Raw genomic sequence first — 12,288 nt, 5'->3', positions numbered from 1 at the left:
ACAAATCGTCTGTGGATGGTTTGTAGTTTTTTACTTTCATTGAAAAATAAATTAATATGGCGAGTTTTATAATGAACTTAACCAGTTGCTAAAATAAAAAGATGTCATCGCAAAATGTCATGGATTATTGAAATTCTTACATAATCAGTAAGGATGAAATCGCGATGCCGCAAACCGAAAATACCACAGGACCACTCAAAGGAAAACACCTGACTTATAAGGAACTTGTACAATCGAAACACTTCGCTCGTTTGACAAGCCAATGTCTGGGAACAAAATTGCGGATAAACTCGGTTGCGCCGCAAAATAATTTACACAGAAATTAAGGATGGCACCATTCGCCAGATTCGTAAACAAAAGTAAAATGGCAAAGTCTATGAATTTGAATACTACGTCTACTCTGCTGATGCTAGAAAGGCGGCATATGACAAGACTCTATTAAACTCTATTAAGCAACCCAAATGGGTTTATGTCCAAAAATTCATGGCCTATGTAAATCATCAGATGAAACTGGAGAAACAATCACAGATGTAGTATACATTCGGGAAGAGTTTGGTCACTGGGAAATCGACACTGCAGCTGGCTTGAAATCGGATAAGGACCACGATTGACTCTGACTGAATGCAAGACAAGATACGAAGTGGATTATTAAAATTATAGTTACGATTTCATTCGCATCGTATCGAACGATATGTTAACGCTTCAAAAAATCTTTATAATTACTTAGCCAAAAGTTATAAAGGAAAATTTAAAAATGGCGATATGGTTATTACTGAAAAAATCTGGCTGGTAACGAACGAGTTCACTTCTCACCGGTATCGGCGCATTTGACGCCGGATTTAATTAAAGATTTGTATTACCAATAAAATTAAGCCATTCAGGAGGCGGAGGTAGACCTTTACTATTTCTTTCCTTGTTTTAGATTTCCCCTCAATTCGTCCATTTAGTGACGGAAATGGGCGAAAGTCGCGCTTGTTGTTTATGGCAGAATAAAAGTACATACAAGGGGTGCAAATGGATGGCCTGTCGAAACTAGTCTTGTTTTTCCGAATATACATGCCAACTATGAAAACAACTTATGCAGCAGATGCCATCATTACCTTCATCAATAGTTGGAACAGCTACCTGTGGCCGTTGATCACCCTTCAATCACCAGAAAAGCAAACCTTTCCTCTGATGATTTCTGCCATCGGCGCCGCCAATAATCCAGATTACGGCTTAATGATACTGGCAATCGTGATCGCAACTCTGCCAACAATGGGAGTCTTTTTCTCGCTGCAAAAGTATTTTGTGGCTGGGATGTTGGGATCGGTGAAGTAGGTGAATTGATTTTAATGGATGATCATGGTAGAAAGTAAAGTCTAACTTTAATAGGTATAAAAAATATCACGCATCAAAAATATAAAATAAAACGTTTATACAAAACAAGAAGCATTCAAGAAAAAAATTCTTTTCTCGAGTGCTTCTTACTTCTGTATGTAAGGAAAACCTATTTTTGCCGAGCTTTTCCTAAAGGCACAATCTACAGTCAACTGGGTAGTCTATTTTCGTGCAAGGGTTTCGTTTATCAAACGACTCGTCACTTCAAATGCCATAGTGATATTCTTTCGTTCTTCACTAGTAAGCTCTTTTCCTGCGAAGGTCAAGTTAGGTTCTTTTTTCAGATATTCAATAAACTTAGCCGTTTGTTTAGAAATATCTTTTTGACTTTTATTTCGATAGTCTAAGAAATTCTCTTGTACATTGGGTACAATTTCGATTTGATTATCAAGGATTAAATCTGTAGATACATTAAATATTTCTGCTAGTTTTAAAATCTCTGTATCTCTTAAAGGACGTTCACCTCGTTCGATTCTGCCGAGAACATTTTTATTAAGGTTCATTAGCTTTGCTAGATGAGCTTGGGAATAATTCTTGCTTTCTCTCAGATTAATCACATTTTCCCCAATTTTTGAGTAGTCGTATAAGTTCTCTTGTTGAGACATCAGTAATGCACCTCACGTACCTGTTTTATAAAATCGTATCACAGAATACAAAATAGGTATGTTTTGTATATAAAATAGATATATTTATACAAATATCTATTTTGTTGTGATAAGATATTTTGTATACGAAATAGATACGATATGAATGATACTCATTATGGACTAGGTGAAAAGAGAAACTTATACTTCTAGAAACATACTCGGCTCATCTATTTCTATAAAAACTAGTTGTCATCACCTTTTTTTAGGTAAATGTTGTCAAAACACTTCGGTAAAAAGAAGTTAATTGCAGCCGCTAATCTATCAACGAATGATGGCGTTTCATCATTCATAGGAAATGCAACAGAGTATGCTCACATTGAACTGGCTGAAACTTTAACAACACACCTTAGACTTTCCTAAAAGCACCAGTAATAAAACTTCAATCGTAGTAAGCGAAAGGGGAGAGATTAGTCCGCATTTACCACTTTATTTTCGAACTGTGCATGTCGGGAAGTCTTAGGGTTTAGTTTATATTCAACCAAACAATTATAAGGAGGAATTTATGTGAGAAAGAGAATGAGTTTGCTAGGGTTAATCTGTTTTGTCAGTATCTTGTTTTTATCTGCTTGTTCCAATGAACCAAAACAGGGAGAGTCTGGCAATAACGAGGGGAAAGTTTCGTTAACGATGACCGCCTGGGGAAATCCTGCTGAGCAAGAAGTCTATCAACGAGCAATTGATGCGTACATGAAACGAAATGAAAACGTAACCATTAAATTGATTCCTGCACCTAGTGATACGTACTTGCAGCAATTGCTCACGCAATTGCAAGGGAGTCAAGCCCCGGATTTATTTTATGTCGGGGAGGTGCAAATGGCGCAATTGATCGCAACGGGAAGAATTATTGAGTTAACAGACTTCCTGAAATCTGAAGATAGTTATGTCAGTATTGATGATTTTGCTCCAGGGATATGGGGACCTGCTCGAAGAGAGAACCAGATTTATGGTGTCTCTGTCGATTCCAATCCGATGCTGCTTTATTACAACAAAAAAGTCCTAGAAGAAGCTGGGCTTGATCCTAACGAACCGCAAAAATTATATGAATCTGGAAACTGGACGTGGGAAAATTTCCAAAAGATAAATGAGACAGTTACTGCTAGCGGGAAGTATGGTCATGTCTTAGAAAATGGTGCGCATCATTACTTCAGCTGGCTGTGGTCAAATGGTGGAGAAATGTATGGCGAAGATGGTTCATTTGTTTTACCTGAGAACGAACGAGGTATAGAAACTTTTGCGTATTTGACGCAAAACGTAGTTGATGGGAATTTTATCTATGCAGGTGCTTTGCCAGAAGGACAAGGTGGCGATGCCATGTTTATGTCCAATCAAACAGCTTTTGTGTCGGCGGGACGTTGGTTTACGCCAATGTTCAGCGAAAATGATGCGTTGGAATTTGATTATATTCCCTATCCTACCAATACAGGTGAACAAATTGAGCCTAGTTTCATTGCAACCGCGTATTTAGCGGTAGGGGATCATTCCAGTAATAAAGAAGAAGCATTGCGTTTTCTATCTTATTATACTTCGGAGCAAGGGCAACGGGATCGATTGGAAGATGAGGGAAATGCTGTCCCTTCTGTGACGACAGCGGATGACATCATCGAAAGTGCCGCGATACCGGAACATGCTAAGTATTTAATCGATGCCAGAGATATCGGCAAAGTAGAAGATAAGCAAGCATTGGTACCAGGGTTAAGTGATCAATTAGAAAGCATTCTTGATTTGCTCTTCTTAGGGCAGTTGGATCTTGATGAAGCAGTTGATCGCTTGGAAAAAACAGCCAATGAACTGATCGAAGCCAATCAATCGTAAAAATACTTATATATAAGGAGGTGGTCGGATGAACAAACGCACGACAAAATGGGCCTGGTTATTTCTAACGCCACAATTAGTGGGACTGATTATTTTTTCTTTGATTCCAGTAGCGATCGCGATTGGCTTGAGTTTCATGTCATGGGATGGATTTGGTGCTCGGACGTTTGTAGGGATTCAGAATTATATCAATCAATTCGCCAATCCTGATTTTTGGACAGCCACATACAATACGTTGCTCTATACCTTACTCACTGTTCCCATAGGTCTGAGTTTGGCACTGGTGTTAGCAGTAGCTTTGAACAAACGCACGGGAAAAAATGTGTATCGCTTGTTCTTCTTTATGCCGGTTGTGACAAGTTCAGTCTCTGTGTCTGTCATGTGGATGTGGATTTTGAATGGAGATATTGGGATATTGAATCAAGTTTTGGGGATGATCGGTATCCAAGGACCTAATTGGCTAACAGATACGCGGATCGTGATGTTATCGATCGCTGTGTTAAGTATCTGGTGGCAGCTAGGCTACAATATGGTGATTTTTTTAGCTGGCATTCAAAATATCTCCAAGTCGTATTATGAAGCTGCGCAAATGGATGGTGCCAGCAAAGTGCAGCAATTTTTTAAGATCACATTGCCAATGCTTTCTCCAACGACGTTTTTTCTGTCTATTATGGCGATTATCAGTTCCTTCCAAGTGTTTGACCAAGCGTTTGTCCTGACTCGAGGTGGTCCGGGGAAAGCCAGTTATACACTTGTTTATCACATTTATCAGCAGGCCTTTATTGATTTTCGCTTTGGGTCAAGTGCAGCAGGTGCGGTCATCTTGTTTGTCGCGATTTTGCTCCTTACATTGATTCAATTCTATGCGCAAAAAAGGTGGGTTCATTATGAAGAATAAGAAAATTAGCGTAGGCAAATGGTGTCTACACGGATTACTAGCAATCGGTTCTTTTTTGATGGTTTTTCCTTTTTTGTGGACGATCGGCAGTTCCTTAAAAAATATGACACAGATTTTTGCACTGCCGCCTGTCTGGTTCCCGAATCCAATTGTTTGGCAAAATTACCTTGATTCATTGCAGGCGATGCCTTTTGGTCGTGCCTATTGGAATAGCTTCTACATTACGATCATTGTTGTTGTTAGTCAGCTTTTTACGGGTTCGATGGCTGCTTATGCCTTTGCAAAGCTGAGATTCAAAGGCTCCGAGGTACTGTTTCTGCTGTTTTTAGCGACAATGATGATTCCCAAGCAAGTCACTATGATCCCATTGTATTTGATCATGGACAAGTTGGACTGGTTAAATACCCACCTGCCGTTGATCATTCCCGGGGCATTGTTTAATGCCTTTGCGGTTTTCTTATTAAGGCAATTCATTCGAGGAATTCCCAAAGAATTAGAAGAAGCGGCGGTGATGGATGGTGCGAGTATCCCCCGTATTTACTGGAGTGTCATATTGCCATTGATCAAGCCAGCGCTTGCGGCTATGACGATCTTTATTTTTATGGGCACGTACAATAACTTTATGGATGCGCTGATCTATCTTTCGACGCCAGAAAAATTCACGGTTCCTTTATTGCTGAATAACTTTAAAGGGCTCTATGTGACAAATTGGTCCTACATGATGGCAGGAGCCACGATTTCAGTGATTCCGATTATTTTGGTTTACTTGTTCGCCCAACGTTATATTATCGAAGGCATTACACTGACAGGGATCAAGGGATAAAGAAAAAGGATGAGTGAATGAAAATCAATCAACTGGCACAGTATCTAGACTGGATAGCGAAATTTGCGTATCTGAACATTCTCTGGTTAGGGTTTACTCTTTTAGGGATCGGTATCTTCGGCTTTTTTCCAGCAACGATCACGAGTTTTATTATGCTGAAGAAGTTTGTCGTTGAGGGAGAAACTGAATGGACCGTGAAGCAGTTTTTTGTTTGCTTTAAAAAAATGTTTTTTCGCAGCAATAGACTAGGTTTCTTCTGTTGGATGATTCTCGGTAGTTTAGGGTTCAATCTGCAGCTTGTTTTAACATCTGAAGAGCCGCTTTTTATCGGTCTGCGCATCCCCATACTGTTGACGATCATTGGTACGTTATTCATGCTTGTCTATGTGTTTCCTATCAGTGTCTATGGGAAAAGATCGCTGTATCAGACTTTTTTCTCGGCATGCTGCTTTGCGTTGGCATTTCCAGTTCAAACAGCCAAAGTCTTGATTTTCCTTATTCTCATAGCCGGTATAGGGTTTCTCTTTCCGATGTTCCTGCTGTTCTTTTCTGGGAGTGTATCAATGTATCTAGTGCTGAAAAATTATGTCTTGTTACAGGCAAAAATAGAACAACAATAGATGGAGTAAAAGTTATCAATTGGGAAATAGCCGATTTATGTTTTTTGAAAAGATATGAAACAGATTGAGAGGAGCAAAGATATGGTTAAAATAACATTTATTGGTGCAGGAAGCACGATATTTGCTAAAAACGTATTAGGAGATGCGATGCTGACACCAAGTTTATCCCATGCCGATATTGCATTATACGATATCAATCAACAACGACTTAGAGAATCAGAGCTAATGTTGAGAACGATCAATAAAAATGCCAACCATAGTCGGGCAAAAATCCGAACCTATCAGGATCGCAAAGAAGCTTTAACAGGTGCCGATTTTGTCATCAATGCCATCCAAGTAGGGGGGTACCAGCCATCTACACTGATCGATTTTGAGATTCCCAAAAAATACGGGTTGAGGCAAACCATTGGTGACACCATGGGGATCGGTGGGATTTTCCGCACCTTGCGGACCTTGCCAGTGATGCTAGAGTTTGCAAGAGAAATGGAGGAGGTCTGCCCGCAAGCTTGGTTACTAAATTACACCAATCCAATGGCGATGCTGACCATGGGTATCTTGAAAGCAACGAAGATTAAAACTGTTGGACTTTGTCATAGTGTTCAAGTTTGTGTGTCCGATTTGTTTAAACAGCTTGGGATTTCAGAACAATATCAGGCGGAGGAATTTCAGTGGAAGATCGCGGGGATCAACCATATGGCCTTTCTCTTGGAATTAACCAAAGACGGAAAAGATTTTTATCCAAAAATCAGAGAACTAGCAGCAGCAAAACCACATCCTCATCAAGATTCGGTGCGTTTTGAATTGATGAAACGTTTTGGCTACTACATCACAGAATCCAGTGAGCACAATGCAGAGTATCATCCTTACTTTATAAAAAAATTGTACCCAGAATTGATCGATGACTTTGATATTCCACTGGATGAATATTTGCGCCGCTGTGAAAATCAAATAAATGACTGGAATCAGATGCGAGAAAGTATTGTAATGAATGGCGAATTGACCCATACCCGCAGTAATGAATATGCGTCATATATTATGGATTCAATTGTCACTGGTACACGTTCTGTTATCGCAGGGAATGTTTTGAACAAAGGACTTATAACCAATCTTCCCGAAGACTGCTGTGTGGAAGTTCCCTGTCTTGTGGACAAGAATGGCATTCAACCGACATATGTAGGCCGACTGCCTACCCAATTGGCTGCTCTGAATCGGACAAACATCAACGTACAAGAATTAACCGTTGAAGCCGCATTGACATTCGAACGGTCGAAGATCTATCAAGCCGCTTACCTAGACCCACATCTCTCTTCGGAACTCTCTTTAGAAGCAATTACTTGCTTAGTGGATGAATTGATTGAAGCCCATGGGGATTATTTGCCAGAGTACAAATAGAAAGTGCGTCCAAAGTATATTGTCATGTTGCTGGAAGTTGGGATGAGTGAAATCGTCGATAAAAGGCAACAAAATTGTATTAAGAAAGAGGTACTGACGCTTCGCAAATTTGTTTGCGGAGCGTCTTTTTAGTGCGGTTTTACTGAGTATCAGATAAAGTGTCCCATTTACGGGACACTTAGAAATATTTAGAAAAAAGCATGTAACAATGAGTAAATATAGAGTGAGGTTTAATGATGGAGGGACATATGAGTAAACATGCAGTAGTGTATTGTGTGACAGGCAAGCATATTCAACTAACAGCAGTATCAGTGACATCAGTGATCAACAACTATAAAGGAGCACATCTAGATATACTGATTATCGTGCAAGACGTTACGGAAAAAGATATGGTCACAATAAAACAAATTCCTGTTGCTTTACAAAAAGAGAATGTAACTATCTATTTTTGGAATCCCCCTGAAGAAATAAAAGAAATCAAAAACTATCAAAATAGCAGATTTCCAGAAGTGACTCTTTGGCGGCTTTTCGTACCAGCTTATTTTTCTTCATATAAGAAAATTTTGTACTTAGATAACGATACGATTGTTTATGAAGATGTTGAAAAGTTATTTCCCTTAGTTCCACAAGAAAAAGCCATCGCTGCAATTAGAGATTTCTACTTTTCCGCAATTAGCGATGATCAAGATTATGGAAAACAGTTCGGCGTAGCGACAATGAAAAATTACGTTAATTCAGGCGTTATCCTTTTTAATGTCGAAACATATAACAATCTGATCACCACGAATAAAATTTTAGAAATGATCAATGAGAATAAATACCAATATTTGGACCAAACGATTCTAAATATCTTGTGTGAAGAGAGTATGACATTCTTGCCTTACGAATACAATTATCAGAAAGATGATCATTGGTTATTTGACTGGGCCCAGCACAAGAATGAACGGGTCGCGAATCTGATAATAGCGGCTAGAGAAAACGTGAAAATCAGGCATTTTGTTGAATTCGAAAAACATTCAATGCCTTGGGAACATGTAACGGTTCAAGATCAATGGGAAAAAGACTTTTGGAAGTATTTATATGTGATAAAAGAGATAAGTATGATTCTGCAATGAAAATCAGTTGACTAACGATAATCCCCCTTGATCCGCAGTATCCAGAAGATTCCCCTAAACTCGTTTTGAATAGTATGACAAGGTATAAATGGTACTATGCTATAATAATTTTGCTGTCTTCCTTTTTTGGCTGAAAACCTCAGCAAGAAGGGAGGTTATAGCGAATGAATTATCTATTTGACGTCTTACTTGGAGTTATGATTGCTGTGGTTGCCCATCACATCAATAAATGGCTAGATTCCAAGGACAAAAAAGACAGCTAGCCTCACGTTTGTCTAGTCTATAGATGAACGAAAGAAAAGAGCCAATTCGGTTGCCCCCGATTGGCTCTTTTTGGTTATAGCTTTGAACTATCTATTTGTAGTAACAGTATAGCACGGTATACCGTGTTTTTCAAATTGAGGGACCTCTTAGAGCTTGACTAAAGGCATATTGGGTTTTTTCATCCCCTATGTTGAAACTTTTCCTCAATGCACAATATTCTTCACCCAAAGATCGGATCGTATCAAACGATACCCAATCCCACTCTTGATCAGCTCTGCTAGTTGGCAGAACAAGTAGACTAAGACAATCGAAAGACTGGTGTGGGTGCTTAATACAAAGGCTAGAGGCAAGACGATCACCCAGGTAAAGACACTGTCAAATAAGAAGGTAATCAAGGTTTGCCCACCTGAACGTAAAATAAAATAGCTGGCATGATTAAAGGCGTACATAGGCATACACAGTGCGGCGACTTTGATGAATTGACTCGCCAGATGTTTGACTTCGGGTTCGGTTTGATAAATTTCTGGAAAGAATGGTGCGACTAGGATCATCAAAAGACCAAGTACAAGACAACTCATGACGGAAAAGAAAAGCAGCTTCCGGGCGCTGTCTTTGGCTTCTTCAAATTTAGCGGCTCCAAGAAGTTGCCCTACCATGACCGCAACGGCACCGCCGAGTGCCATATAGACAATATTGAACAAATTGGAGACGGTGGATGAGATGTTCAAGGAAGCAATCACTGATAGTCCTCGAACAGAATAAGCTTGAATGATCATTGTCTGCCCGATCGCCCAAAGGATTTCATTTGCCATCAATGGCGATCCTTTACGCAGAATCTGTTTCACCAAATGCAAAGGGACATGGAATTGATGGTAGACCCGAATGGCAAACGGATTCTCTTCCTCATGGCGATGTACCCAATACATCGTGATGGCACATTCGACGATGCGGGCAATCAATGTGGAGATCGCGGCACCTCGCACCCCTAAAGTGGGGAAGAAAAACAAACCAAAAATCAATAAGAAATTCAATGCTGTGTTCGTGACGACAGCGATACTGCTGGCAAACATCGGTACCATGGTTTTGCCCATTTCGCGTAAAGAACTGGCATAAGCTTGAGAAATAGCAAAAAACGGCAGACTAAACAAAAGAATGACTAGAAATTCTTTGGCAGACGTCAAAGCAAGTGTCAGTTCTGCACTGTCACCGGTACCGTGTAAATATAAGCGAATCAAAAAATCTTGGCAAAAGAACAGCAGCCCCATCGCCAACAAACAAATCAAAAGATTGCCCGCTAGCTTGAAACGAAAGGCATCTCGCATCCCTTGATAATCCTTTTTCCCATAAAATTGGGTACCAAAAATACTACCGGCAGAAACAATGCCAAAGATACTTAAGTTAAAAACGAAAATTAGTTGGTTAACGATCGCCACGCCAGACATTTGGGCCGTTCCGATTTGTCCTACCATTAAATTGTCTAATAAACCGACAAAATTAGTGATGGCATTTTGGATCATGATCGGAATGGCGATCGTTAAAACAGTCCTGTAAAAAGCTTTGTTTCCAATAAATTTTTGCATGGTTCCTCCATAAACAATAAAAATTTCGATATGTTCAATTAGTATAGCAAAAAGTGATTCGAGAAAAAAGAAGAGTTCTATGATGAGAGGATTAAGAAAGAAGTTTTTAGCGTATCGTCTCATCAACGAAAGATGCTGGTTACAGAATGTGGAACATGCAAAGCTTATTCCATTCTACTAGAATAGTTATCTTATGTAATGATGGTCTGTTCCATTGGAAGGGTCTTTTTTACGTACTTCTAGCCTAGATTTGCTGATATGGATTATAAATTTTATACTCTCTACAAAGCTTGTGAGATCGATTGCTAGGAGTTTACACTAGCTTGGTAATATGTCATGTATATTTGACAGAAAAAGAGATAAGTAGTACGCTTGTGTCACATATATATGACTAAATAGGAGAAAAGAATGAATAGAGTCCGAGAATTTCGACAGAAGATGAATTTATCTCAGAATGCTTTAGCTAAAGAGATTGGGGTGGCAAGACAAACGATCAATTTGATTGAAAATAATAAGTATAATCCTTCTCTTGATTTATGTATTAAGCTTGCTAAAGTACTGCAAACGGATTTAAATTCTTTGTTTTGGGAGGTTGAAAGTGATGAAGGCTAAAGAAGGATTGGCAGTAAAAATAATCAAGCGGTTTTATGGTATTTCTGGTGTCTTAGATGAATACAAAAAAAGCCAAGTAGAACATATTGGCAATAATGCGTTTATGCTGATGTTTGGGTATACGCTGGTTGCTAATTTACTGGTAACGCTTTTTGCATCTAAGGAACCAGAAATGGCGCTATGGATTTTTATTGGCTGTAATATATTCTTTACAGTCTTTATCGTTTGCGGTTATGTTCTGTTTGCCACGGCACGCTTAAAATTGACAGAAAACGAAGTAGAAGCCAAAGAGATGGCAAAAGAAAAGAAGAAGACGATTCTTAAAGGAATTGGACTGGGTATCTACTTTGCAATTGCGATTCACTTATTGAATGGAGTACTTAGTATGATGTTGGATGAAGAAGATTTCCTTCCGTACATCGTTTCACCAGACAGGATCATTGCTTCCATTCTCGGAGGTTGCTTTTTTGGAGGTATGATGTATCTTGTGTTGCGGTTAAGGTTGAAAAAAATAGAAGAATAGTGAAAAATATTTAACGAACAGTCAATCAGAACCATAGTAAAATATAGCTGGGAGCGGCTGAAATCAAGCGAGTTGCTTTCTGTATTTTTTATTTTTTGTCTTGAAGGGAAGTAGGAAGGAGGCCAATAAAGGTGAAAAAGATGGTAGCTAATGAAAAGATTGATTGGTTGTATTCGATTATTTTCTTCTTGTTAGGCTTGTTTCTGTTATTTGTATGTAATGTATTTGACTTTTATTATGAATGGACCTCTTTTTTAGGGTTTATGGTGGTCATTTCTTCGATAAACGTACCAACGGCTCTCAGAAGAAAAAAACAAATCCAAAAAATCGATGAACTAAGAAAAGAATTGAACTTATCGATTGAAGAAGTAAGAGCGATGGCTGACATTGGAAAGTATGATTTGGTGAATTGGGACTGGAAGAATGCATTTATCTCCCCTAGGAAGTTGTATTTGTTAGAGGACACTTTGGAAAAAATGTATCTAATAAAATTCGGCAAAGAGTTTGAAATGAAGTAGGCGAGTACAAATGGAAGTAGTTTTAATGACAAATGGCATAGCATTAGTGAGTTTTTATTGGTTCTCAAGTGTATTGATCTTGAACTGTTTCTTCTCCTGATTCA

At 38.9% G+C, this 12,288-nt stretch carries 12 protein-coding genes and 1 pseudogene; 11 read left to right on the top strand and 2 right to left on the bottom strand.

Features of this window, described 5'->3' with window-relative positions; translation table 11 throughout:
* Positions 1–542: 542 nt before the first annotated feature.
* Together IGJ45_RS15735 and IGJ45_RS15730 are read left to right on the top strand one after the other, a co-directional pair.
* A pseudogene (locus IGJ45_RS15735) lies at positions 543–643 on the top strand (IS30 family transposase); the annotation flags it as partial.
* A gap of 356 nt (positions 644–999) precedes the next feature.
* Positions 1,000–1,320 carry an ABC transporter permease subunit gene (locus tag IGJ45_RS15730; RefSeq protein WP_409531174.1) on the top strand — a complete coding sequence of 107 codons (321 nt, stop codon included), beginning with the start codon at positions 1,000–1,002 and terminating at the stop codon, positions 1,318–1,320.
* A gap of 221 nt (positions 1,321–1,541) precedes the next feature.
* On the opposite strand, the gene IGJ45_RS15725 is transcribed toward IGJ45_RS15730, so the two are convergent.
* On the bottom strand, positions 1,542–1,985 hold the full coding sequence (locus tag IGJ45_RS15725) for a helix-turn-helix domain-containing protein (RefSeq protein WP_103300511.1): 444 nt from the start codon (positions 1,983–1,985) through the stop codon (positions 1,542–1,544).
* Positions 1,986–2,531: 546 nt separating this feature from the next.
* On the opposite strand from IGJ45_RS15725, the gene IGJ45_RS15720 reads away from it, so the two are divergent.
* The 6 genes from IGJ45_RS15720 (at position 2,532) to IGJ45_RS15695 (ending at position 8,687) form a co-directional block, all read left to right on the top strand.
* On the top strand, positions 2,532–3,839 hold the full coding sequence (locus tag IGJ45_RS15720; RefSeq protein WP_409531069.1) for an ABC transporter substrate-binding protein: 1,308 nt from the start codon (positions 2,532–2,534) through the stop codon (positions 3,837–3,839).
* A 28-nt stretch (positions 3,840–3,867) separates the two neighbouring features.
* Complete coding sequence (locus tag IGJ45_RS15715; protein WP_081131158.1) at positions 3,868–4,737, top strand: carbohydrate ABC transporter permease; 870 nt, start codon at positions 3,868–3,870, stop codon at positions 4,735–4,737.
* Complete coding sequence (locus IGJ45_RS15710; protein ID WP_279282041.1) at positions 4,727–5,560, top strand: carbohydrate ABC transporter permease; 834 nt, start codon at positions 4,727–4,729, stop codon at positions 5,558–5,560. Before IGJ45_RS15715 ends, IGJ45_RS15710 begins: the two co-directional genes overlap by 11 nt.
* Positions 5,561–5,577: 17 nt before the next feature.
* The gene (locus IGJ45_RS15705; RefSeq protein ID WP_409531070.1) at positions 5,578–6,180 is read left to right on the top strand and encodes a YesL family protein; all 603 of its coding nucleotides are present in this window, start codon (positions 5,578–5,580) and stop codon (positions 6,178–6,180) included.
* 81 nt (positions 6,181–6,261) lie between these two features.
* Complete coding sequence (locus IGJ45_RS15700; RefSeq protein WP_409531071.1) at positions 6,262–7,572, top strand: alpha-glucosidase/alpha-galactosidase; 1,311 nt, start codon at positions 6,262–6,264, stop codon at positions 7,570–7,572.
* Positions 7,573–7,820: 248 nt separating this feature from the next.
* Entirely contained in the window at positions 7,821–8,687 is an 867-nt protein-coding gene (locus tag IGJ45_RS15695; RefSeq protein ID WP_409531072.1) for a glycosyltransferase family 8 protein, read from the top strand.
* 467 nt (positions 8,688–9,154) lie between these two features.
* Here the strand turns inward: IGJ45_RS15695 and IGJ45_RS15690 are convergent, their stop codons facing one another.
* Positions 9,155–10,531 (bottom strand): MATE family efflux transporter, encoded by a 1,377-nt coding sequence (locus tag IGJ45_RS15690; RefSeq protein ID WP_021150745.1) that lies wholly within the window; start codon positions 10,529–10,531, stop codon positions 9,155–9,157.
* Between the two features lie 408 nt (positions 10,532–10,939).
* Here IGJ45_RS15690 and IGJ45_RS15685 point away from each other — a divergent pair, with 408 nt between their 5' ends.
* The 3 genes from IGJ45_RS15685 (at position 10,940) to IGJ45_RS15675 (ending at position 12,184) form a co-directional block, all read left to right on the top strand.
* A complete protein-coding gene (locus tag IGJ45_RS15685) occupies positions 10,940–11,143 on the top strand; it encodes a helix-turn-helix transcriptional regulator (protein WP_003128937.1) in 204 nt (67 codons plus the stop codon).
* A complete protein-coding gene (locus IGJ45_RS15680; RefSeq protein WP_409531073.1) occupies positions 11,133–11,666 on the top strand; it encodes a DUF3278 domain-containing protein in 534 nt (177 codons plus the stop codon). Before IGJ45_RS15685 ends, IGJ45_RS15680 begins: the two co-directional genes overlap by 11 nt.
* 140 nt (positions 11,667–11,806) lie before the next feature.
* Positions 11,807–12,184, top strand: a complete 378-nt coding sequence (locus IGJ45_RS15675; protein WP_156234098.1) for a hypothetical protein — start codon at positions 11,807–11,809, stop codon at positions 12,182–12,184.
* Positions 12,185–12,288: the final 104 nt, after the last annotated feature.

Source organism: Enterococcus sp. DIV0574, assembly GCF_051711125.1.
Lineage (GTDB): Bacteria > Bacillota > Bacilli > Lactobacillales > Enterococcaceae > Enterococcus_D > Enterococcus_D gallinarum.
This window is presented reverse-complemented; position numbering and strand designations above follow the sequence as displayed.

Coding starts and splice junctions, on each gene's coding strand:
- IGJ45_RS15705 (WP_409531070.1), top strand. CDS start 5,578: ATGAAAATCAATCAACTGGCACAGTATCTAGACTGGATAGCGAAATTT.
- IGJ45_RS15715 (WP_081131158.1), top strand. CDS start 3,868: ATGAACAAACGCACGACAAAATGGGCCTGGTTATTTCTAACGCCACAA.
- IGJ45_RS15695 (WP_409531072.1), top strand. CDS start 7,821: ATGAGTAAACATGCAGTAGTGTATTGTGTGACAGGCAAGCATATTCAA.
- IGJ45_RS15680 (WP_409531073.1), top strand. CDS start 11,133: ATGAAGGCTAAAGAAGGATTGGCAGTAAAAATAATCAAGCGGTTTTAT.
- IGJ45_RS15675 (WP_156234098.1), top strand. CDS start 11,807: ATGGTAGCTAATGAAAAGATTGATTGGTTGTATTCGATTATTTTCTTC.
- IGJ45_RS15710 (WP_279282041.1), top strand. CDS start 4,727: ATGAAGAATAAGAAAATTAGCGTAGGCAAATGGTGTCTACACGGATTA.
- IGJ45_RS15685 (WP_003128937.1), top strand. CDS start 10,940: ATGAATAGAGTCCGAGAATTTCGACAGAAGATGAATTTATCTCAGAAT.
- IGJ45_RS15700 (WP_409531071.1), top strand. CDS start 6,262: ATGGTTAAAATAACATTTATTGGTGCAGGAAGCACGATATTTGCTAAA.
- IGJ45_RS15690 (WP_021150745.1), bottom strand. CDS start 10,531: ATGCAAAAATTTATTGGAAACAAAGCTTTTTACAGGACTGTTTTAACG.
- IGJ45_RS15725 (WP_103300511.1), bottom strand. CDS start 1,985: ATGTCTCAACAAGAGAACTTATACGACTACTCAAAAATTGGGGAAAAT.